Origin of the sequence: Nocardia sp. NPDC051463 (genome assembly GCF_040681975.1) — a bacterium.
In the GTDB taxonomy this organism is placed as follows: Bacteria; Actinomycetota; Actinomycetes; order Mycobacteriales; family Mycobacteriaceae; genus Nocardia.
In genome coordinates this window covers 131,433-156,048 of record NZ_JBFBAB010000010.1, presented here as the reverse complement: position 1 = coordinate 156,048, position 24,616 = coordinate 131,433, and the positions used below count along the sequence as shown (strand labels likewise).

Genomic DNA, 24,616 nt, shown 5'->3' with positions numbered 1-24,616 from the left:
CTCGATGGAACCAGTGTGGGTCATGAGTGTATACCTACAGCGTTGACACCTATGGTTCATCGGAGTTCACTGGAGGTATTCGGCGACCCAGCTGGTTACCGCCCGGAGAAAGACCACCGCAATGACGCTCGCCGACAAAGCCCGCACCGCGCTCCGTGCCATCAAGCGATTCCTCCGCCCCAGCGAACCCGCCTCGCTGTATAACGAGGGCCGCCCCACCCGCGCCGCAGTCAAGGCCGAACAAGCCGCGCGCAAAATCGGCCGCAACGCCGAGCACTGAGCAGTACCGATACCGAGCCCGGACCGATACTCGAGCACGCTGTGGGTTGCGCGGGTAGGACGAGTACTCGACTACCCGTGTAGTCGAGGTGCGCCGGTCCTACCGTGGGGCAATGGCCGTCCCCCAGCTCTCGGTGGATGTCGCCATCGCGGGCGCGGGAGTCGCCGGATCGGTGGCGGCGTTGGTCGCTGCCCGCGCAGGCAGGAGCGTTGCGCTGATCCACGCGCGGCCACGACGCCGACATCGGGGCGAGACCGTGCCCCCAGAGTTCCGGCCGCTGCTGGAAGAACTCGGCCTCTGGCCGGAATTCCTCCGGTCCGGACCGCGCGAGTGTTGGAGCAATCAATCGTGCTGGGGTAGTGCGCAGCCGCACGAACGGCATTACATCTGCCACCCGTACGGATGTGCTTGGCACATCTGCCTGCCCGCTTTCGAGGCCGAGCTGCGCGCGACAGCGGCCCGACAGCGCGTTCGCCTGATCGACGGCCACGTCACGCGTGCGCAGAACCACACCGAACATGTTGCGCTGCATGTCGAAACATCCGACCGCACGATAGGTGTCGATGCCGCCGTAGTGATCGATGCGACGGGCCGTTCGGCGCGGGTGGCACGTGGACTCGGCGCCACCCGCGTCAACATCGATCAAACGACGAGTTTCGCCGCTACCTGCGAGGCCACCGGAAAGACTTGGGCGACTGACACTTTGGTGGAAGCTACCGATATCGGCTGGTGGTATTCCGCACCGGCGATCGATGGACTATCGGTCATGTTGGTGACCGACACCGAGGTTGTCGATCTCGCGGCGAACGGACTGGGCAAGCAGTGGGTCGCGTTGCTCCAGCGAACTCCGAACACCAGTGCTCGCGCCAAGGCGGCACCCGTCCCCGACATTGCCGTCGCCGCGGCGGGCCCGTCCAGGCTGGCCCCTGTCGCCGGGCCGAATTGGCTCGCCATCGGCGACGCGGCGGCCACCTACGACCCGCTCAGCAGCAGCGGGATCCTGCACGCGGCCGGCAGCGCGGCCGCGGGCGCGCAGGCCGCCGATGCCCTACTCGACCAAGACTTTTCGGCAATCACCGACTACCCACACCGTGAGATGGAGCTATTCGATGAGCACCTCCGACAACGTAGCGAGCGATACCGGACCGAGCAGCGGTGGCCCGCCTCGGCCTTCTGGACTCGCCGCGGTATCCCCGCCGCCAGCAGGCACTGACACCGACCCGTCGCATATCGCCTTCGCGCGGATCCACCCCGGCATCGGAGTGGCGCGTGTCGGCAACAGCCCGGACGAGTTCTTCCTCGGACCGGAAGCACCGGGAATTCCGGCTAATCCCGAGGGGCCGTTCAAGGACGCACACGGTCGGATGAAGCGGCAGGCTGTTCGATTTCGGCTGTACGGGTACAACACCGCGGGCAAGGCGGTGCGGGAGCTGACCACGGCCGAGGCGAATATCGACTGGACAGTCCAGCTGGTGAACGCGAAGGCCGCCGCGGAGACCTTCGAGGCACCGGGCGCGCCGCGGCGACAGCGCAACGCAACGATCGTCGATACCCCCGACAATCCCACCGCACGAATGGCATTGGTGATCGATCCCGGTCCCCGCACGGTCTCTGGCTCGGATACCGGCGCAGCGGCACCGCGTTTCGACACCGGCAGCTTCCTCGGCGAAAAAGTCCCGCTCGGCGAACTACGCACCGACGAGGACGGCAGGCTGGTCGTGCTCGGTGGCTTCGGCACCTCACGGTCGGTCGCGAACGCGAAGATCGAGCAATTCGCCAATAACGACACCTGGTTCGACGATACCTCCGACGGCCCGGTGACCGCTCGCGCCGTACTGCACGACGGCCGCGAGATACCCGTCACTGCGTCGTCGTGGGTGATCGTCGCGCCGCCGGACTACGCGCCCGCGGTCGGGAACATCGTCACCCTCTACGACGTGCAGGTCGGCATCACACCCGCCACGACGCCACCCACGACCATCTCGTTCACCACCGACATTTATCCGATCCTGGCACGCGCGGCGGGCTATCGCTGGGTCAATCTCGGCGCCAACCAGTTTCACGGTCACGGCACCGGCGGCGACTTCCTGAATCCCGAGGCGCTGCGGGTGCTGTCGGACAACACCGCGACGGCGCGGACCGCACGCATGAGCGTGTTCCAGCGGTTGCGTGATCCGAATCTGCGGGACGCCGCCGCACGGCAGGCATCGAAACGCTTCATGCCGCCACTGTCGGGCGACGCGGGCGACGCAAGCACCGGCCAACCGGCAACGTTCCTGGCTTTGCTACCCCACCAATATGCGGCAATGCGCCGGTGGGCCGACGGCGACTTCGACGCGGACTGGCCGGGCCACGAACCGACGCCACGGCGGTTCGATCAGATACCGGTGACCGAGCAACCGGCCGCCCTCGATCGCGCGGCGCTGGAGGCATGCGCGGGCGGGCCATTCTTCCCTGGCATCGAAATGACCTACACCAGTCGCGATCCGAGTATGTATGTGCAACCACACCGGCTGCGCCCCGACCTGCCCCCCGGGGAACTCACCAAGCGAATGGCGCTGCCATGGCAGGCCGATTTCTACTACTGCCAGGTCCATTGGTGGCCCGCACAGCGGCCCGACGAGGTGGTCACGGAGGCCGCTTTCGCGGAATTCGTTGCAGCCCTCGGCGATCCAACCAGAACGAGCGACCCGCAAGCCGCGACCGCGAGCCCGCAGCCTGATATCGGCGACCTGCCCCGAACCGCACGGCCATGGGCGCGCAGCCTGAACGACACGGCAACGGTCGCCGACGACGAGATGGTGGCCGGCTGGAGCCGCCTCGGTGTGCTCCGACCACGTCGCCTTCCCGACGGCCGGGTCGTCGTGGTCGAGGGGGAATCAACGGACACCACCCCGGACTCGGAAGCGTCGACTATCGCTTGAACATGTCGACCGGCACCGGCCCAATCGCCTGTTGTCCACGCCGCCACGGAAGCTGTTGTCGGACTTCGAGCGGTCAGAGGTCGAGCACCAGACCGTCGCCTGTCGCTCGGGATACGCAGGTGAGCATGAAATTCGCACGTTCCGAGTCGGGCAGTGTGCGGTCGCGGTGCTCGACCTCTCCGGCGAGTACTTCGACCTTGCAGGTGCCGCAGAAACCCTGCTGGCAGGAGTAGGCGACGCCGGGAATCTCGCGTCTGATAGCAGCGAGTACAGGTTCGTCGGCGCCGACCAGGATCGTTGTCCCGCTGCGCGCCAGCCGCAGGCCGAATTCCTTGCCGTCGACGACCGGCAACGCCGAAAAGCGTTCGGTGTGTAGCGATCCCGTCGGGTTGACCACGAACATCGTCCGCTGCGCAGCGTCGAGCACCGGCGGCGGACCGCACACGTACACCGCCGCGCCGGGATCTGCCAACGCGATCAGATCCGCGACATCCGGGGTGCCGAATTCGTCGTCGGGGCGGATCTCGAGCTCGCCTCCCGCACAGGTACTCAGTTCATCCAGAAACGGCATCGTCGCACGCGATCTGCCGAGGTAAACCATCTTCCAGCGGACTCCGGCAGCGGCGGCCGCACGCACCATGGGCAGGATCGGCGTGATGCCGATGCCGCCCGCGATGAACAGATACGACGGCGCCTCGATGAAGGTGAACGCGTTGCGCGGACCGCGAATTCGCAGGGGGTGGCCCACGCGCACAACCTCGTGCAATTCCCGCGATCCACCGCCGCCGTCGTGGATTCGCCGCACGGCGATCCGATAGCGCGTCCGGTCCGCGGGTTCACCGCATAGCGAATATTGGCGCTGCCGCCCCGAGGGCAGAAACACATCCAGATGCGCACCCGGCCGCCACTGGGGCAACTGCTTCCCACTGTCCGCTACGAGCGTCAGGCTCAACACATCGTCGGCCTCGACACACACCGACTCGACGACAAGATCCAGCTCGAAGCCGCTGCGGCGCAGGGGGTTCGACCGCGAAAGCAACCGCGCGACCTTCCCCGCGACGAACACCTGCTTGTAGGCATCCATGACGACGCCGAGCATTCGCATGCCCACCGAAGGCACGAATTCCGCTGCCACCGTTTCGGTTCCCCTCCATCGCTCGTCGACCGTGCCACAGGTGACCCGGCCGGATATCGCGCTGCTGAGCGCATCGGTCCGCGCGGCAACGAGTGCCGCATCGTTGCGCATGACACGACCATACAGCGCAACAAATAGCATTGCAATGTTGCAGCAACAATTAGGTCAAGGATGTTTCAGAAGGCGTGATCCCTGCTAGCGTCGAAACGTGACCGCCACGCCCACGACCTCGTCGAATACGCGCGAATCGGCCGAAGCCATCGAATCGCGCATCCTCGACGCCGCACTGGTTCAGTTCGAACAGGTCGGGATAAAAAAGACGACGATCGAGGATATCGCCCGCCGCGCCGGGGTTGATCGGGTCACGGTCTACCGTCGCGTCGGCTCCCGCGACGACGTCGTGCAGATGGTCACTACCCGCGAGGTGGGGCGGGTGCTCGCCGAACTCGCCGAGATGCCCGCACACCACGACACTCTCGACGGACTCGTCACCGACATTTTCGTCACGGTCGTCACCCGATGGCGCACCCACCCCCTCGTACAACGCATGCTGGCCCTCGAGCCCGAGCGAGTCCTCCCACAACTCACCACCGGGGGCGCCGCCACCTTCGCCATGTCGGTCGCGGCGACGTTCGCCGCCCTGCAGCAGGCCGTCGAAAGCAATCTGCTGCCGGTCTCCCCCGATTTGCAGACCCGCGCGGAAATCGTCTGCCGTTTCGTGCACTCACTCGTTCTGCAGCCGGACGGATCCATCCCGCTCCAATCCACCGAGGAGCTCGCTGAATTCGCCCGAAAATATCTGCTGCCGATCATTTCCGGCTGACAACCTCCCGCGGCGCAGCGGTCGATGGGCGACGGCCAGCGCGACGGCGACGGTTTCCCCCGGCTCCGCGTTGTCCCGTGGTCGACCCGGATGTGGCCATGGGGCTACGGGATCACCGATGCGGTGCACTGCGGAACACTGATCCTGCGCATTCGGTGAGCAGCGCGTGTCACGCACCGACTTTGACATAGCCATAGATTTGCCAGACACACGGAAATAGGCGGTTATCCCTGGCCCAGCCGCGCCGACCGCTTAAGCTATCAGCGCCGCAACGTGCGACAAATACTCGAAGTCGAGAAGTGCTAAGAGGTAGACGTCCAGGAGGTGCGGAATGCCGGAAGCCGATCGTTGGGGCCGATCACGTCCACTATTGATTGCGAGCATGTTGCCACTTGCGATCGTGCTCGGAACCGGAGTAGCCAACGCATCACCGGATGACACCGCGCGAGCACCTGCTACGCCAGTGGCAACAGCGGATTGGCCATCGCATGAGCAGGGGCAAAATCCTTTCCCGGCGGATCTGCCCGCCGCCGACAGTCTGCCCCGCCTCACGCTGGTGGACACGCCGGACTCGCCGCCGGCCGTGGATCAGCGGCCGATCCAGGCATTCTGCGAATACGTCCCGGTAGATCCCCGCAGATGCACCGTCACCGCCGTCGACGCGGCCGTCGGTGCGGCAATCGGCGCGGGCATCGCCGCGGGAGTGTCCGCGCCCGTCGCGATAGCCGCCGCGATGGTCGGCGCGGGCGCCGGGTTCGTCGCCGGTATCCCGTTCCTGCCGACCGGCTTGGTGGTCGGCCCGCTCCTGGGTGCGGCCGTCGGCCTCGCCGTCGTCGCCGGACCCGCCGCTGTGCTCGGCGGGGCGCTCGGGGCGTCGATCGGGATGATCGTGGGCATCACCACGCCCCTCCCGCAAGAGGACGGCCTCACCGATGGATCCGCCGTGCCCACCGCCTCGCCGAACTGAACGCGGTCATAGATCCAGTCGTGAGTTGAGAATCCGGGCGATCTGGGCAATCGCACTCGGTTCGGTCATGGCGAGGTGGGTCGCATCGATGTCGAAAGTCGATATCTGCCCGCGGACCACCCGCACCCATCCCTCGTGCCCTGTGGCATCGGATCGCCGGTCACGTGCCGCGGTGAAATAGAGCATGTCGCTGTCCAAGACCACGGGCTGCCACCCACTAGCGGCCCGGATCGCCATGTTGTAGGCATCGGTCAGGCGCTCGATCCGTGCGGCGTCGATACCGAGGCTGCCCCCCAGGTGCCGTTCGATCAGGTCGGCGGCCTCCTCGGCAGTCGCATCGGGATTCACGAAATCGACGCCCATGACGGGGCCGAGATTGCTGATCAGTTCGCCTGCCGTGACAGCACTGAGTGTCGACTCGTCGATACCGTCCACCTCGGAGTCCAACAGTGCCAGGAGCGCGACCTCTTCACCGGCGGCGCGCATCTCGACGGCAATGGCATGGGCGATCGCACCGCCCAGTGACCAGCCGAGGAGATGGTAGGGGCCGTGTGGCTGAACCGCGCGAATCTCTTCGAAGTAGCGTTCGGCCATTTCCTCGATCGTTGTGGGACCGGGGATCTCGCCGCCGATTTGTGGCGCCTGAATGCCGTAGATCGGTCGACCGTCGGAAAGGTACCGGTCCAGTGTGCGGTAACACCACGACAGGCCCAAGGCAGGGTGGATACAGAACAGTGGTGGTCGCTCACCGCCGGTCCGGATCGGCAGCAGCGCGTCGAAGCCGACATCGGTCGGGTCGATGGCCACACCCGAGCGCATTCTGGTTTCGATCCGCTTCGCCAGGTCGGCCGGGCAGGAATCCGACAACATCCAGCTGATCGGAACCTCGTAGTCGAGTTCTTTGCGCAACTCGCTCACTACTTGCACCGACTTCAGCGAGTTACCGCCCAATGCGTAGAAGTCGTCATCGGCGCCCACCCGATCCACGCCGAGTACCGCTCCGAAGGCGCGTGCGACCTCCCTTTCCAGCCACGAAGATGGTGGTCTGAACTCCCCCACCGCGAGCACCGGCTCCGGTAGTCGCGGGCGGTCCAGCTTGCCCGACGCGGTGAGAGGCACCGTGTCGAGCACCATCATCGTGGTGGGCACCATGTAGTCGGGCAGTTTGGTCGCCGCGTGCGCCGCCACCGCCGCGGCGTCGACCGTGGCGCCCGCGGCGGGCACGAGGTAGCCGACGAGGTGGTCCACCGCGCCGACCGAGCGCACCACAGCGATCGCCCGGGCGACGCTCGGGTGCTCGGCGAGTACTGCCTCGATTTCACCGAGTTCGATACGCAGGCCGCGCAGCTTCACCTGGAGGTCGGTGCGGCCCAGGTATTCCAATTCGCCGGTCCGACGCCAGCGCACCAAGTCGCCGGTGCGGTACAGGCGCCTGCCCTCACCGTACGGGTCGGGCACGAACCGTTCCGCGGTGAGGCCCGGACGGGACTGATAGCCGCGCGCGAGCTGGGTGCCCGCCAAGTACAACTCCCCCGCGACACCGGGCGGTACCGGATGTAGCCGGTTGTCGAGAACATAGGCCCGCGCGTTCCATACCGGTGTGCCCATCGGCATGGAACCGCTATCGGCGTCGGTCACCCGATGCGAGGTCGCGCACACAGTGAACTCGGTCGGCCCGTACATATTGTGCAACTCGACCCCGGACACTATTCGCTGCGCCGCGGCCACCACCTCGGAGCCGAATGCCTCACCGCCCACCAGGAGCGTCCGCACCGACTCCAGTGACTCCGCAGGCGCCGCGTCCGCAAATACCGCCAGCATCGACGGCACGAACGCGGTGATCGTGACCCGCTGGGTGGCAATGGTTTCGGCGAGATAGGCCGGGTCGGTATGCCCGTCGGCCCGCGTGATCACCAGCCGCGCCCCGACCGCCAGCGGCGCGAACAGCTCCCACACCGACATGTCGAATGTGGCCGGGGACTTCTGTAGTACGACGTCATTCGGCGCCAGTGCGCAGACCCCGTTGACCCACCGCAGCTGGTTGACCACCGAACAGTGCAATACCGCAACACCTTTCGGTCGCCCGGTGGACCCCGAAGTAAAGAGCAGGTATGCGAGGTTGTGCGGTCGCAGCGGTGCGAGCCGATCGGCGTCGGTGACCGGCGCGTCATCGAATCCGGACAGCTCCAGCCCATCGAGGGACGACAGCTCCAGCACTGGTGTGGCGATCGACAGCATGTACGCGATGCGGTCGGCAGGCAGGTCCGGATCGACCGGCACGTACCCGCCGCCGGCGGCGTGCACCGCGTACACGGCGGTGACCTGGTCCAGTGAACGCCGCATCCGCAGCGCCACCAACGACTCCGGACCTACCCCGCGGGAGATCATCCACCGCGCCAACCGATATACGCGCGACCCGAATTCCGCATAGGTCAGCGACTGTTCTCCGATTGTCAGCGCGGCCCGGTCCGCATGCGCTTGCACGGAGTGGGCAAAGACGGAGGCGAGGGTCAGGTCGGGACGCAGCCTGTGATCAGTCGAATTCCATTGCGTCAGAACGGCTTCCCGTTCATCAGCGCTGAGCAGATCCACCTCGTGCACCGGCTGTGCCGAATCGGTCACCAGTGCGCCGAGCAACCGCAGCAGGCGATCGACGATCGTGGACACCGTCGTCGCGTCGAAGAGGTCGCTCGCGTAGGTCACCCCGCCGCTGATGCCGGCCGGGCCACCTGTGGCGTCATAGGAATCCGACACTGTGATCTGCAGATCGAACAGTGCGGTGTCGGCATCGGCCGTCACGACCGACGCCGAGAGCCCCGGAAGTTCGAACTGGGCGCCGGCGATGTTCTGGAACGCCAGCATCACTTGGAACAGTGGATGGTGGGCGTGTGACCGCACCGGGTTCAACTCCTCCACCAGTCGCTCGAACGGAACATCGGCGTGCCCGAACGCGGCCAGATCGGTCCCGCGCACGTGTTCGAGGAGCTGGGTAAATGTCATTCCCGGGGTCAACCGGGTCCGTAGCACCAGGGTGTTGACGAACATCCCGACCAGATCGTCGAGTTCGGGCTCACCGCGTCCCGCATACGGAGTGCCGATCGCTACATCGTCGGTATCGGCCAGCCGGGCCAGCGTGGCCGCCAGCGCAGCGTGGAAGACCATGAACAGCGTCGTGTTGTGTGCTCGCGCGACCTGCTGGAGTCCCGCATGCAGATCAGCACCGATGGTTATCGGCACGCTCGCGCCCGCAGAGGTCTGCATGGGCGGGCGCGGTCGGTCGGTCGGTAGCTCGAGCAAAACCGGGAGCTCCGCCAATTCGAGTGCCCAGTAGTCGATCTGGGCACGGAGCAGCGATTCGGGATCGTCTTCGGTCCCGAGCACCGTCCGCTGCCAGATCGCGTAGTCGGCGTACTGCACCGGCAGCCGCGGCCAGCTCGGCGTCTGCCCGAGCAGGTGCGCAGTGTAGGCGGCCATCATGTCCCGTGCCAGCGGGCCGAGCGAGGACCCGTCGCAGGAAATGTGGTGCACCACCACGGCCAGGACCCACTCGTTCGGCCCGAGCTCGAACAACCGTACCCGCACCGGCGCCTCGACCGTCACATCGAACACCGTCGAGACGAACGCCTCCGACAACGACTCGGCCAGTTCCGGTTCCGCGACCGAGGTCACGGTCATCGGCGCGAATGCCTCGGTGGCGGGAAGGACAACCTGCGACAGCTCGCCCTCGGCATACGGGTATATGGTCCGCAGAACTTCGTGCCGGTTCAGCACGTCCTCGATGGCCGCGCGCAGCGCGTCGAGATTCAGCTCTCCCGACAGCCGTAGCACGATCGGAATACTGTAGGCAGCCGAGCCGGGCTCGAGCCGATTCAGGAACCACATCCGCTGCTGTGCGTACGACAGGGGAATTCGTTGCGGCCGTGGCTGTGCGGTGAGCGCTACCCGACCGGTGTCGGCCTGCGATTCGGCGCGCGCGGCCAACCTCACGACCGTCGGCGCCTCGAAAATCATCGACGCCGGAATGGTCGCGTCGAGGGCGGCACCGATTCGCGCGGCCAACCGGGTGGCCACCAGGCTGTTACCACCGAGCTCGAAGAAGTCGTCGTCGGCGCCCACGGGACCGTCGATGCCGAGGACGTCGGCGAATACGCCTGCCACTATTTCCTCCACCGGTGATGCCGGGGCCCGGAACCGCTTGGCCTGCACAACGGGTGCGGGCAGGGCCGCGCGGTCGAGCTTTCCATTCGGCGACAGGGGGATCACGTCGAGGATCATCACCGCGGCGGGCACCAGGTACGACGGCAGCACCTCGGCCAACGCCGTGCGCAACTGTTCACCGGAGAGCCTCGCCCCGGTTTCGGGCACCGCATAGGACACCAACTGCGCCGGACCCGTGCCCGCACGCCACGGCACCGTGACCGCGTATGCCACCTCCGCCCGCGCGCTCAGCACCGCGTCGATCTCGCCCAGCTCGACCCGGTAGCCACGGATTTTCACCTGGAAATCGTTGCGCCCCAAGAACTCCAGTTCACCATCGGTATTCCAACGCACCACATCACCCGTGCGGTACATGCGGTGTCCCGGTTCCCCGAACGGATGCGCCACGAACCGCGCCGCACTGGTACCTGCCATATTCAAGTACCCGCGCGCCAGCGCCGAGCCCGCCAGATACAACTCTCCGGCCACCCCCACCGGCACCGGCTGCAGCCGGGCATCCAGGACCAGCGACTGCATTCCCGGCATCGGGGCACCGATCGTCGGCCGGTCATCCGGTTGCAGCGCACGCGTCGCCGTGGCGATCATCGTGGCCTCGGTCGGCCCGTAGAGCACCTGGAACTTTCGGGCGCCTGCGACGTCGGTGCCCGCCCATCGGCTCACCAGATCCGCCGGGACCCCATCACCACCGGACATCACCAACCGCAAGTCGTCCAGCCCAGCCGGATCCACCGACGCGAGCGCGGCCGGGGTCATGAAGGCGTGAGTGACCCGCTGCGCGCGCAAGAATTCAGCCAGCTCACCACCGCCGTAGACCCCCGTCGGCGCCACGACCAGTGCACCGGCCCGGCTCACCGCGATCATGGTCTCCATCAGTGCCGCGTCGAACGACGGCGACGCGAAATGCAACACCCTGGACGTGCGCCGGAGCTCGCGGTCGGCGCGCAACCCCGAGACGAAGTCGGCAATGCCGGAATGTGTCGTGGCGACGCCCTTCGGCACTCCCGTGGATCCGGAGGTGAAGATCACGTAGGCAACATCCGCGGCCCGCAGCGGCCGTGTCCGCTCGTCATCGCCGATCGGACCGCTCGCCGCCGCATCGATCTGCGCGGCCACAGCCGGGTCGTCGAGCACGATCCAGTCCACCGAATCGGGCACCTGGGCACGCACCGACGACACCGTAACCCCCAGCGTCGCACCAGAATCCGACACCATCTGCTCGATCCGACGTTCGGGATAGCCGGGATCCACCGGCACGTATGCCGCACCCGACTGCGCCACTGCCCACCACGCGACGACGGACTCCGTCGACCGCGCGGCCGCCACGAGCACCGAATTCTCCGGTCCGGCGCCACGGCGGATCAGCACCCTCGCCAGCCGGCTCGATCGTTCGGCCAGCTGCGCATACGTCAACGTGGCATCCCCCGAGACGACGGCGATACCATCGCCGTTGTTCCGGACCGCCGAGGCGAATACCTCCGGCAGCAATCCGGACGGCTCCAGCGCCGCCACAGCGTGTTTGCCCACCCGCGACGTGAGCGCCGAGCGCTCGTCGGCTTCCAGCCAGTCGATATCCCCGACTACTGCGGCCGGATCGTCGGCGACGGCTTCCAGTACCCGCACCAGCCGTCGGACAATGCCCACCGCGGTCGTCTCGTCGAATAGATCCCGAGCATAGGTCACTGTTCCCGAAATACCTTGCGCCACACCGGCATTACCAGTTGAATCGGACAGCACCAGTTGCAGATCGAACTGGCTCGCCCCGGTATCCACATCCGCCCGGGCAACCCGGACATCGGGCAGCACTACATCGACCGCCGACACGTTCTGGAACGCCAGGGCCACCTGGAACAACGGATGCCGCGCCGCCGATCGCTCCGGGTTCAACTCCTCCACGACCCGCTCGAACGGCACGTCTGCGTGTTCGAACGCCAGCAGGTCCGTCTCCCGGATGCGCATCAGCAACTCGGCAAACGGCTCGCCCGTATCCACCCGGGTCCGCAATGCCAGCATGTTCACGAACATCCCCACCAGATCGTCGAGACCAGGCTCGCCCCGCCCCGCGACCGGGGTGCCGATCACGACATCGTCGATGCCACTGAGCCGCCCCAATACTGTTGCCAGCGCCGCATGCATCACCATGAACAGCGATGACCCCTGCGACCGCGCCAGCGCAAGCAGCCGCTCGTGCAGACTCGCATCGATCTCCACCGGCACCCGGCCGCCCGACAGCGATGCGACGGCCGGACGTGGTCGATCCGCCGGTAGTTCCAGCCGGTCCGGTGCGCCCGCCAGCGTCGAGCGCCAGAACTCCAGCTGCGCGGACATCAGCGATGCCGGATCGTCTGCGGCCCCCAGCATCTGCCGTTGCCACCACGCGAAATCCGCGTACTGCACAGCGAGCGGCTCCCATTCCGGCGCCTGTCCGGACAGTCGCGCGGCATAAGCCACCATGACATCACGGGCCAGTGGTCCCATCGACTGACCATCACCTGCGATGTGATGGACCACCAGCACCAGCAGGAATTCTCCGGTGTCACCGTCCCGCTCGGCGCCGAGCTCGAACAATCCCACTCGCATCGGCACTCGGGCAGTCAGATCGAATCCACGCCGCACGAACTCGCCCACCACATCCGGGACCGAATCCGCAGACACTCCCACCGGCTCCAACGGCACTGCGGGCTCGTCGAGGACGACCTGCCGCGGCTCACCGGAGGTTTCCGGATATATCGTCCGTAATACTTCGTGACGTGCGACCACGTCGGCGAGCGCGGCCGCCAGCGCTTCGGTATCCAGTCGTCCCGACAACCGCAACAGCACCGGAATGTTGTATGCCGCGGAGTCCGGCTCGAACCGGTTCAGGAACCACATCCGCTGCTGTGCAAGCGACAACGGTACGGGCTCGGGGTGCACTCCCGGCAGCAGGGGCACCCGGCCTCCACTGTTGAGTGACCCCGCGAGCGCGGCCAATCCGCCAACTGTCGGCGCCTCGAACACCGCCCGCACCGGCACCCGCGCGTCCAGGGCCGCGCCTACGCGTGCCACCACCATCGAGGCGCTCAGCGAATCGCCGCCCAGCGCGAAGAAGTCGTCGTCGACTCCTACCCGGTCCACATCGAGCACCTGCTCGAACGTCCGCGCGACCAACTCTTCCAATCCTGGCGCGGGTGCCCGGAATTCTCGCGCGACGGCAACCGGCTCGGGCAACCGCGCACGATCCAACTTCCCGTTGGCCGTCAGCGGCACCTCATCCAGCACCATCACCGCGGACGGCACCATGTATCGGGGCAACGTCTCAGCCAGTGCCGCACGCAACTCCTCGCCCGATACCTCCGTCCCGGTCGCAGGCACGACATAGGACACCAGCAGCACCGGTCGCGCGCCATCACGGCGCGCCACGGTGACCGCAAATGCCACATCCGCACGCCGACCGAGCACCGCGTCGATCTCCCCCAGCTCGACCCTGGTGCCGTGCACCTTCACCTGGAAGTCGTTGCGCTCCAAGAACTCCAGCTCACCATCGGCGCTGTGGCGCACCACGTCACCGGTGCGATACATGCGCTGACCCGGCTCCCCGAACGGGCATGCGACGAACCGCGCCGCGGTCAAACCTCTCCTGGCGACGTACCCATCGGCCAGTCCGGCGCCGAACAGATACAGCTCACCCGTGACACCGTGTGGCACAGGCCGCAACCAGGTATCCAGGACCACGGCCGCGACGGGGCCGACCGGCCTGCCGATCGTGATCGCGGCACCGGAAGCCAGCGCATCGCCCGCGGTAGCCCAGATAGTGCTTTCGCTCGGCCCGTAGAGATTGACCATGGTGCGATGGGGCGCCCACCGATCGACCAGTTCCGGCCCGACCGGCTCACCGGCTGTTGCCAGCACGCGCAGCCCGTCGAGACCGTCGCACGGAACTGTCGCCAGCGCAGAGGGAGTCACTACGGCATGCGAAATACGTTCGCGCCCGATCAGATCCGCCAACGCGGGGCCGGCGTAGACATCGGCAGGCGATACGACCAGCCGGCCGCCCGAGCCGTGCGCCATCAACAACTCGAACACCGAGGCGTCGAAGCTGGGCGAGGCGACCTGCAGTACCACCGACATCGGGTCGACGCCGAGTATTCGCCGCTGGGCCGCGACGATATCGGCCAGGCCGCGATGGCTGACGAGTATGCCCTTGGGCGCACCGGTCGACCCGGAGGTGTAGCTCACGTACGCGGTCTGATCCCGCCGAATCGGTCCGCCGCGGTCGGCATCGGTGATCGGCATGGCGGCGGCCGAGTCCATGGGGCCGAGCATCTCGTCCTCGTCGAGGATCAGCCAGTCGACGCCGTTGGGTAGATCCTTCCTGACGGACGCGTCGGTCAGCCCCAGCACGGGTTTCGAGTCCGACAGCAGAAATTCGATCCGTTCCGATGGCAGGGTCGGATCGATCGGCAGTAGTGCGGCACCGGTCTTCGCCACGGCCCACAACGTGATCGTCGCCGCCGGGGATCGCGGAAGCACGGAGGCGACGATCTGTCCCCGCCGGGCGCCGTACCGCAGCAGAACCTGTGCCAGATGGGCGGATCGCTCGTCGAGTTGCCGGTAGGTCATGGCGACCGTGCCGCACCGCACGGCGATCGCGTCGGGTTCGGCGGCCGCGGAGGCGGCGAGTATCTGGTCCAACGTATCCGGGATCGCCTGTTGCGCACCCGAAACCGGCCACGACGGCCCCGGTTCCTCGTCGAGCGACAGCTCGCCCAGCCGCACGTCGGCGTTTGCGGCGATCCGGCACAGCAACTCGACGAAGCGGTCGAGGATGCGGCGCGCCGACACGGCGTCGAATTCACGGTCGTGGAATCGGAGAGTGATCCGCAGTCCCTGTGCCTCGCCGTGCTCGGACTGTTTCGGTTCCACGACCAGGCTCAGCGGGTACGGCGTTGCGTCCACACCACTGAGTTCGTCCACCCGCAGGCCCGCCGAATCGACGAGTCGCTGCAGTGCCACCCGGTCGACGGGGAACGACTGGAAGGTGATGGCGGTGTCGAAGAGTTCGGAAAGGCCGACGCTGCGGTGGATCTCGGGTAGGCCGATATGGTGATGGTCCAGCATGCCGGCGTGCCGCGCCTGAATGCCGGTCAGCAACTCGCGTACCGTCATGGTGGGGTCGAGCGGGACTCGTACGGGAATCGTATTCAGGAACATGCCGAGCGTCTGATCGACCAGCGGCAGCTCCGTGGGCCTGCCCGACACCGAGGAACCGAAGATCACATCGGTCTCACCAGTCAGTACACGCAGGTTCAGAGCCCAGGCCGCGGCGACCGCCGTATTGAGGGTGACGGCCGCCTCGGCCGCTACTCGACGGAGCTCCCCGAAACGATCTGCCGTCAGCTCGGCCCCGACCTCGGCGGCGGATACCGAACCCGCCGCGCCGGCGTCGCGGGACACCCGAGTGGGCGCGTCGACATCAGTAAAGGCTTGCGCCCATGCCGCTTTGGATGCGGCAGTGTCCTGCCGACCCAGCCACGACAGATAGTCGCGGTAGGAGGGAGCCGGTCCGGCGGAGTCGATATGGGCGGGAGATCCGTAGTAGTCGAGCAGTTCTCGCATCAGCAGCGGCATCGACCAGCCATCCAGGATCACATGGTGATTCGTGACGAGCAGCCGGAAGGACTCCGCATCGAGACGGATCAGTGTGAAGCGCAGGAGCGGAGGAGCCGACAGATCGAATCCCGCCGCCGCGTCCGCAGCGGCAATCGCCGCCGGGTCGGCCGGGGATTGCGCATCGCCACCGGCGAGATCGATCTCCCGGAACGGGATCTCGGCATGGTCGAGCACGATCTGGCACGGCCCCGCCGAGGTCTCCACAAAGGCGGCCCGCAGGATATCGTGCCGGTCGACCACGGCCTGGGCCGCACGTCGCAAGCGCTCACCGTCGACCGCGCCGGAAAATCCGATCATCGTCTGGACGGTGTAGTTGTCCCCGGCATCCGGGTCGAACGTCGAGTGGAAGTGCACACCGGATTGCATGGGCGACAACGGCCATACATCGGACAGGCCGCGGTACTGCCGCTCGAGCCGATCGATGTCGGATTGTGCGAGCGCGATGAGCGGAGAATCCGAGGCGCGATCCACCGTCGGGAGTCGAGGGGGTTCCTCGATTGCCACGGCAGCCGCATCGCTGTCCGCCATTGCGGCGAGGGCGGCAACTGTCTTGCCTTCGAATACATCTCGCGGCGTGAGCATGAGCCCGGCGGATCTCGCCAGCGCTACCAGCCGCATCGAGACGATACTGTCCCCGCCGAGTGCGAAGAAGTTGCTATCGGCGGACACCGTGTCGAGATGGAGTACATCAGCGAAGAGTTTCGCCACGATCTGCTCCGCATGCGTCGACGGCGGTCTGCCGCCTGCGGCGTCGGCATCGAAGGCGCGCTGCTGCAACGCTTTCCGATCGATCTTTCCGGTAGGCGTGCGCGGCATTTCCGCGAGCTGCACGATCGCCGCGGGATTCATATAACGGGGTAGCCTGCCCGAAAGGTCGTCGCTGAGCGCCGCCACATCCACGGCAGCGCCCGGCGCGGGGACGAGATAGGACACCAGAACCGGTTCGCCGGCAGGCCCTTGCACCGCAACGGTGGCGACGCTCGTCACATCCGGGTGCCGCGCCACATGGGCATCAATTTCCCCCGGCTCGATCCGCAGGCCGTGAATCTTGACCTGTTGATCGCAGCGGCCCAGGTATTCCAGTGCCAATCCGGCGCGTCCGCGCACCCAGCGCACGGAATCACCGGTGCGGTAGATCCGCTTGCCACCGGTGGATCGCGGATCCGCGACGAAGCGCGACGCGGTCACGCCCGGTCGATCGATGTACCCGCGGGCAAGTCCGGGCCCACCGATATAGAGTTCGCCCGCGACACCGACCGGCACCGGCCGCAGCCACGTGTCCAGAACCATCGCGGACGCACCTCGGATCGGGCCACCGATCGTCACCGGCTCGCCGGGTACGAGGGCATCCGACCCCGTCGCCCAGATCGTGCACTCGGTCGGTCCGTAATGATTCAGCAGCCTTCGCCCAGTACTCCACCGGCTCACGGTGTCCGGCCCGGTCGCTTCGCCGACGACCGCCAGCGATGTCAACGACGGCGTCCGGGACGGATCCATGGTGTTCAGCACGGACGGGGTGAGGATCGCGTGCGAAACCTGGTGCGCCCGAACCAATTCCTCGAGGTCGGTCCCGGCGTACACCTCCGGTGGCGCCACCACGAGACAGGCGCCATTGCCGTGCGCCAACAGCAACTCCGACAAGCAGGCGTCGAATCCCGGCGAGGCAACCTGCAACACCACCGAATCCGTACCCACACCGAAGGCGTCGACGTGCGCCGCGACAAGGTCGGCCAGACCTCGATGGCTGAGGTGGACCGCCTTCGGTTTGCCGGCCGATCCGGACGTATAGATCACGTATGCCGCATTGTCGGCCGACAGCCGGTCGGCCCCGACCGGGATACCGGACGGAGGTGGTAGGCCCTCATCAGCGTCCGAAGCCGAAGCGTCCAGCGTCAACCAGTCGACAGTATCCGGAAGCTGCGGCGCAACAGCGCTGGTCGTCACACCGAGATCGGTCTGCGAGTCGGACAACAACTCCCCGATGCGCGCGGCGGGATTGCCGGGGTCCAACGGCAGGAAGGCGGCACCTGTTTTGGCGACCGCCCAGATCGCGACGACCAGTTCGGCCGAACGCGGAACGGCCAATGCGACGATCGACTCGGCACGTGCACCGCGGCCTGCCAGCAGGCGAGCGAACCCGTCGGCGCGACGTTCCAGCTCGCGATAGGTCCATATGGCGTCACCACACCGGACAGCCACGGCATCCGGATGCCTGCGCGCGGTCCCCCACAGGATGTCGCGCAGCACTAGCTCCGCCGCAGGCTCCTCGCTGCCGACCGAAAGCAGTTCCGCGCGTTCGCAATCCCAGCAGGAGGAGATCGCGGCGACCTTACGGGCGGGATCGTTGACGATCTGTGTGAGCAGCAGTTCGAATCGCTCGAGCAGCGTGCGGGCATCATCCGCATCGAATCGGTCGGTGGCGAATTTCAGCGTCACTGTGTAGGTGCCGAGCCCGTCGGCGTCCGGTCGCCCGTCGCGCCTGGACCGCGGCGGGGTCACTTGCACACTCAGCGGATACGGCGTGGCATCGTGCGCGTCGATCTCGACGAGCCGCAATCCGGCGTCGGAGAGATTGCGTGCCAACAGTTCCCGGTCGATCGGATAGGACTCGAGCACCGTCGCGGTGTCGAACATGTCGGTGATACCGGTGGCCCGTTGCAACTGCGCCAAGCCGATGTGCTGGTGATCCAGCATCGCGGCCTGCTCGGATTGCACGCGGACGAGCAGGTCACCGACCGTTTCGTCGGGTTCGAGCCGGACTCGGACGGGCAGGGTGTTGACGAGGAGCCCGACCATGCGTTCGATATCCGGAATCTGCGGTGGGCGGTGCGACATCGTATTGCCGAACACCACGTCCGACCGTCCGGTCAGGACGGACACCAGCAAAGCCCACGCCACCTGCAGGGCGGTGTTGGCAGTGACACCGTGCGAGCGGCCCAGATCGAGAATCGCAGCGGTGGTCGCGGCGTCCAGGTTCAGGCCCACTTCACCGGCGTGCGCGGTGACGGTCCGATCCGATCCGCTCGTGACCCGCGTCGGACTGTCGATTCCGGCGAGCATCTGCTGCCACGCGGCGGTTGCGGCGGCGCGATCCTGAGCCTGGCACCACTGCAGATACTCTCGGTACGAACGAGGGGGCGCGAGCTCGGCGGTATCGCCATCGGATGTGTACAGCGCGAGCAACTCGTGGATCAGCAGGGGCATCGACCAACCGTCCAGCACGAGGTGGTGGTTGGTGACCAGCAGCTGGAACATATCGACGCCGGTGCGCACGAGGTGGAAACGCACCAGCGGCGGGCGCGCGGGGTCGAACGGAGCCGCAGCCGCTATCGCGAGTCGACGAAGTGCTTGCGCCTGCCTGCCGACGTCGCTGATATCGGTGATACTCGACTCGCCCCAATCGACCCTGGTGCCGCGCAGCACGATCTGACGTGGCCCGTCGGCACTCTCGACGAACGCGGTCCGCAGGCTGTCGTGCCGGTCGATGAGCACCTGCGCGGCGCGCCGCATCCGCTCCCCATCGACTTGCCCGGCAAACGTCAGCGCCGCCTGCACGATGTAGCCATCGACGCTGTCCCGGTCGTAGATCGTGTGGAACAGCAGCCCCGACTGCAAGTCGGTGAGTGGCCACACATCGGTCATCGACGGGTATTCCCGCAGCCAGTAGTCGACATCCTCCTGCGATACCGCGGTGAGAGGGAAGTCGGAGGGTGTGAAGCTGTATGCGGTGTCGGATCGGACGTGTTCGGCGAGCGCCCCCAGGGCTCTAGCCCACAGCCCGGCAAGCTCCTCGACCTCCGAACCTCCCAATACCTGCGAGGCGAACTCCCAGGTCGCGTCGAGCTCGAGCCCATCGAGACCTTCCTCGGCGATCGCATTGATATCGAGCACGGCCGATAGCGTCATCCGCGGATCGCTCGTCGCGGTCAGTGCGGTGAATTCGGTGGTAGGCGCCCAAGGCCCCGAGCGTTCACCGACCCCCACCCGCCCGAGGTAGTTGAAACTGATCTGGGGTTCGGGCAGGTCGGCGAGCTCGGCCCGTCCCCGGGAATCGAGGTGACGCAGCATGTGATAGCCGATGCCGTTGCCGGGTATCGCGCGCAGCTGCTCCTTCACCTGCTTTATCGCCAGCCCCGCACTTCTGCCGCCGGCCAGCGCGTCATCGAGGTCGACATTCTCCCATTCGATCCGGACCGGGAAGCGTGTAGTGAACCAGCCCACGGTGGCGCTGAGATCGGCGCCGGGTACGGCCCGCTCCTCGCGGCCGTGTCCCTCCAACGAGATCAACTCTCCCGCGGCCGCCGCCGCACCGCGCCTGCGCCGCCACTCACCGAGTGCCAATACCAGGGCCGCCAGCAGCGGATCGTTGGCACTGCAGTGGAAGCGATCCGGGATGGTGGTGAGAACCGCCTCGGCAACCGCGGCCGGGATGCGCTGATGTATCCGGCCCGCCGTGGCCCCGACGTCATGATCTGGGACCAGACGGCGCGATCCGAGTAGCTGATCACCTCGCTCGAGTACGTTTTTCCACAGGTCGAGCTCCGCCGACCGCCGGCCTGGCGCCCGCTCGACCAGGCCGTGCACCCAGCGCCGGAACGAGGTGGTGACCGGGCCGAAATGCGGTTGGCCGCCGTCGGAAACCTGCGACCAGGTCTGCGCGAGATCGGCGAGGATGATGCGCCACGACACCGCGTCGACGGCGAGATGGTGGACCACCAACCACATCAGGTCGGGCCCCGAACTGTGGCGATCCTGAAGCCGAACGGCCTGCACGAGCACACCGTTGCCCGGGTCAAGTCGATCCGCGGCCTCTTGCAGGTGCCGGTCGACTTCGGCGGCGTCACGTCGATCGAGCCGAACATCGACGAGCGCGACGTCCGGGTCGACCGCTGCCCGATCCAGTACCTCGAGGTACCGATCAACCGCATCGCCGCGCAGTACCGCGCGCAACATATCGTGGCGGTCCAGCAGCGATCCCAGTGCGCGCACGAGCCCCGCTCGATCGACCCCTTCGGGGAGCTGAACGAGCGCGGCCTGCGCGAATCGGTCGTAATGGCCCCGATCGAGCATCGCGTGCATGATCGGCGACAACGGCATCGGCCCTACGCCGCCGCCGGGCAACTCGGCCAGCTCGGGGGTGTCGCCGACTTCCGTCGCCGTGGCCGCCAGGCCCGCGACGGTCTTGTGCACGAACACATCCTGGGTCGAGAAACTCAGGCCCTCGGCCTTGGCCCGCGCCACCAGCCGGATCGACAGAATACTGTCCCCGCCCAGGGCGAAGAAGCTGTCGTCCGCTCCGACGCGAGGCACGCCGAGCACGTCGGCGAACAGGCTTGCGACCACCTTTTCCCGAGCTGTGGCCGGCGCCCGCCCCTCCGGCACGGTCCCGAATTCGGGCTTCGGTAACGCGCTGCGATCGAGCTTGCCGAAGGCGTTCACCGGGAGACTGTCCAACGAGAGGATCACCGCCGGGACCATGTGCGGCGGCAGCGCATCGCGGGCGAAACGCTGGAGTTCGAGCGGATCGATCCGGCGACCGCTGACCGGGACGACATAGGACGCCAGCACGGTCGTGCCTGCGTTGTTCTGCACCGGCACCGTGACGGAAAGATCCACGTCCTCGTATGTGGTGAGCGCGGCGTCGATTTCACCCGGTTCGATCCGGTATCCGCGGATCTTGACCTGAAAGTCGCTGCGCCCCGTCAATTCCAGCGTCATCTCGGCGTTGTCGCCGGTCCAGCGCGCGACGTCGCCGGTGCGGTACATCCGCTCGCCGGCGCCGCCGTACGGATCAGCGACGAACCGAGCGGCGGTTTCGCCGAACAGATGGCTGTATCCGCGGGCCAGTCCCGGCCCGGCGAGATACAACTCGCCCGCGGTGCCCTTGGGCACCGGTTGGAGTGATCGGTCCAGCACCATCGCCGAGACGCCACGGATGGGGCCACCGATCGGGTGCGCGTGCCCGGGTCTGAGCACGGCGGCGACGGCGGTCACCGTGGTTTCGGTGGGACCGTATTCGTTGTACATGGACAACGACGGTGTCCACCGCTCGATGACGTGCGGTGGGCATACGTCGCCGCCGACCACGAGCACTCGCAAGTCGGTCGCCGGATGCGGGTCCACGGTTGCCAACATCGTGGGCGTCAGTGTCAGGTGGGTTACGTGCTCGTCGACCAGCAGTTGCGTGAGCGGCTCACCGCCGGTCACCTCGGGCGGCACGATCACCAGCGTGGATCCGTTCGCGAAGCAGGTCAGAAACTGTTCCAGGGAAGCGTCGAAACTTGGCGAGAGGGCGTAGGACACCCGCGATGTCGCGTCGATTCCGTAGGTGGCGGCGCGGTCGGCAACCAGATTCGCGAGGCCGGTGTGGGTGACCTGGACGCCTTTCGGCGCTCCGGTGGATCCCGAGGTATAGGTGATGTAGGCGATATTGGACGGCCGCAGTGGGCGGATACGGTCATCGTCGGAAATCGGCCCGCTCGCGGCATCGCGTTCCCCCAGGGTTGCGGGGTCATCGAGAACCACCTGGCGCATCCGCGCCGGGAGCCGCCCGCGCAGGGCGTCGATCGTGATCGCCACAGCCGCGCCGCTGTCGGCGACCATATGTTCTATCCGCTTCGATGGGTACGCGGGGGCCAACTGGACAAACGCGGCCCCACATTTCGCGACCGCCCAGGTCGCCACGACCGACTCGACCGAGCGTGGCAGCATGATCGCCACCGCCGTGTCCGGCCCACAACCCAGAGCTATCAGATGCCTGGCCAGCTGGGAGGATCCGGTGTCCAGCTCGCCATAGGTCATCGTCTGCCCAGCCGAGGTGATCGCGCAGGCGCTGCGATTCCGGCGCGCGCTCGCGGTCAGGAGCTCCGGAAGCAGCCGTGTTTCGACTGCGCTGGCCCCCCGCACCCGCAGCAGCGCAGACCGTTCCTGCGCGTCGAGCAGCGGCAGTCGGCTGACCGGACATCCCGCTCCCCCGGCCAGGAATTCATGCAGAAACATGCGGAACCGCCGGTGGTGACCAGCGAGCTCGTCAGGGCTGTAGGCATTCGGATTTCCCTGGAAGTCGATATGCGTACTGTCACTGCCCGCGCCCGGGTAGATATTAACGAATAGGTCGGCGGTCGGTCCTGAGGTGAGAACGTTCAGGCGGCCTGTGGTGTTACCGAGCACAACCTCGTTCTCGATCATCATGAGGTTCACGGCAGGCCCGAAGGACGCCGCCTCGTCGCGCGCAATCCCCATATCGTGGAATATGTCCTCTTGGCGGTAGCGCTGCCGCCGAAGAGCGCTCGTCAACTCACTTTGCACAGCGGCGATCAGTTCACCGACGCTGCGGCCGGCGACCCGCACCCGCAGCGGCACCACATTTGCCACCATCCCCCCGGAACGACGCAGCACGGCAGAGTGCCGACCCGAAACCGGCAGGCTCAGCATTACTTCATCGCTGCCGGTCATCCGTGCGAGATAAGCGGCGAACGCCGCGACGATGGTCGGAGCCACGCTGGCGCTGTGCTCGAGCGCGACGCCCTCCAGTAGACGCGCGGTGGCGTCGGGCAGCTCGGTGCTGACCAGCGCCGGATGAATGGTGGGCTTGCCAACGCGGCCGGCCAGGCTGACGACGGGCGGCGCGCCTGCCAGGTGCTCCAGCCAGTACTGACGATCGTTATCGAACCGCGCCGAACCCCGGTACGCAAGATCCTGCTCGACGACGTCCGCCAGGTGCTGTGCCAGGCACGGTGCCGCTTCCTCGGACTTCACCCACGCGTTGTACAACGCGGTCATCCGGTGCAGCATGGTTACCGCGGCAAATCCGTCGAGCGCGATATGGTGCGCGCGCTGATACCACAGGAAATGTTCCTCGCCGACCTGGAACACAATGCTCGTCATGAGGTGGTCATTCAGCAAGTCCAGCGGAGCGGAATAATCCTGAACCATAATTCTGTGCGCAGTCGCAACCGGATCGGCGTGCCGGCGCAAGTCCATGACCGACACCGGACCGCCACGTTCCTCGTCGATGAACTGACCCGGCTCTCCGTCGACCTCGATCAGGCGCATATGTCCGGATCCGAACTCGCGACTGGCCGTTCTGCAGGCCTCGGCGAGTAATTCCGCGTCCAACTCGCCGACGATCTCGACGTATTGGGCTACAGATATCGGCGACGATTCCGCGAGATGCTGGGCAAACCAGATTCCCCGCTGCGCCGCAGTCAGTGGAAGAATGTCGAATGACAGAGGTCGCGTGTATCCATTACCGTTGGATCGCGCGTCGGATCCGTTACCAGAATCCGTGTTTCCGGAAGAACGGAATGAGTTGATTTCCAACCATTTCGACCGGTCCGGACTGTCATCAATGCCACTGTTTCGGCCCATATCGACCTCCGCTGATACCGTTACTTCAGGAGCTCAATCATATAGCTGAAAAGTTGCTGAAATCAGCTTGTTGGAAGCTTGCAACATGGTGACGGCAACAGGATTATCTGTCCTAGAAGGCGCAGTCATGGCGATCGGCACCCGATCTCGCCGACGCATGCGCGTCGTTCTCGTCGGTCGGACATCTCAGCCATCCGTCCATCGTCAGGTCGCACGCAGTGCCGGGGCCAGGGACTGAAGTCACCAGCTCGAG

7 protein-coding genes are annotated in these 24,616 nt (G+C 66.5%); 5 read left to right on the top strand and 2 right to left on the bottom strand.

What is annotated here, in order from left to right; translation table 11 throughout:
- Positions 1-121 precede the first annotated feature (121 nt).
- The 3 genes from AB0M74_RS16225 (at position 122) to AB0M74_RS16215 (ending at position 3,204) form a co-directional block, all read left to right on the top strand.
- Positions 122-280, top strand: a complete 159-nt coding sequence (locus tag AB0M74_RS16225; RefSeq protein WP_366527027.1) for a hypothetical protein — start codon at positions 122-124, stop codon at positions 278-280.
- Between the two features lie 112 nt (positions 281-392).
- On the top strand, positions 393-1,493 hold the full coding sequence (locus AB0M74_RS16220; RefSeq protein ID WP_366527026.1) for a tryptophan 7-halogenase: 1,101 nt from the start codon (positions 393-395) through the stop codon (positions 1,491-1,493).
- Positions 1,390-3,204 (top strand): LodA/GoxA family CTQ-dependent oxidase, encoded by a 1,815-nt coding sequence (locus AB0M74_RS16215; RefSeq protein WP_366527025.1) that lies wholly within the window; start codon positions 1,390-1,392, stop codon positions 3,202-3,204. Before AB0M74_RS16220 ends, AB0M74_RS16215 begins: the two co-directional genes overlap by 104 nt.
- Positions 3,205-3,277: 73 nt before the next feature.
- Here AB0M74_RS16215 and AB0M74_RS16210 read toward each other — a convergent pair whose 3' ends face one another.
- The gene (locus tag AB0M74_RS16210; protein WP_366527103.1) at positions 3,278-4,309 is read right to left on the bottom strand and encodes a PDR/VanB family oxidoreductase; all 1,032 of its coding nucleotides are present in this window, start codon (positions 4,307-4,309) and stop codon (positions 3,278-3,280) included.
- 238 nt (positions 4,310-4,547) lie between these two features.
- Between AB0M74_RS16210 and AB0M74_RS16205 the strand changes: the two genes are divergently transcribed.
- Positions 4,548-5,162 (top strand): helix-turn-helix domain-containing protein, encoded by a 615-nt coding sequence (locus AB0M74_RS16205; protein WP_366527024.1) that lies wholly within the window; start codon positions 4,548-4,550, stop codon positions 5,160-5,162.
- Between the two features lie 463 nt (positions 5,163-5,625).
- Positions 5,626-6,129 (top strand): hypothetical protein, encoded by a 504-nt coding sequence (locus AB0M74_RS16200; protein ID WP_366527023.1) that lies wholly within the window; start codon positions 5,626-5,628, stop codon positions 6,127-6,129.
- Between the two features lie 6 nt (positions 6,130-6,135).
- Here the strand turns inward: AB0M74_RS16200 and AB0M74_RS16195 are convergent, their stop codons facing one another.
- Positions 6,136-24,225 carry an amino acid adenylation domain-containing protein gene (locus AB0M74_RS16195; protein WP_366527102.1) on the bottom strand — a complete coding sequence of 6,030 codons (18,090 nt, stop codon included), beginning with the start codon at positions 24,223-24,225 and terminating at the stop codon, positions 6,136-6,138.
- Positions 24,226-24,616: the final 391 nt, after the last annotated feature.

What these genes read in the sequence shown, in the direction of transcription:
- AB0M74_RS16225 (WP_366527027.1), top strand. Translation starts at nt 122, where the DNA reads ATGACGCTCGCCGACAAAGCCCGCACCGCGCTCCGTGCCATCAAGCGA.
- AB0M74_RS16220 (WP_366527026.1), top strand. Translation starts at nt 393, where the DNA reads ATGGCCGTCCCCCAGCTCTCGGTGGATGTCGCCATCGCGGGCGCGGGA.
- AB0M74_RS16215 (WP_366527025.1), top strand. Translation starts at nt 1,390, where the DNA reads ATGAGCACCTCCGACAACGTAGCGAGCGATACCGGACCGAGCAGCGGT.
- AB0M74_RS16210 (WP_366527103.1), bottom strand. Translation starts at nt 4,309, where the DNA reads ATGCGAATGCTCGGCGTCGTCATGGATGCCTACAAGCAGGTGTTCGTC.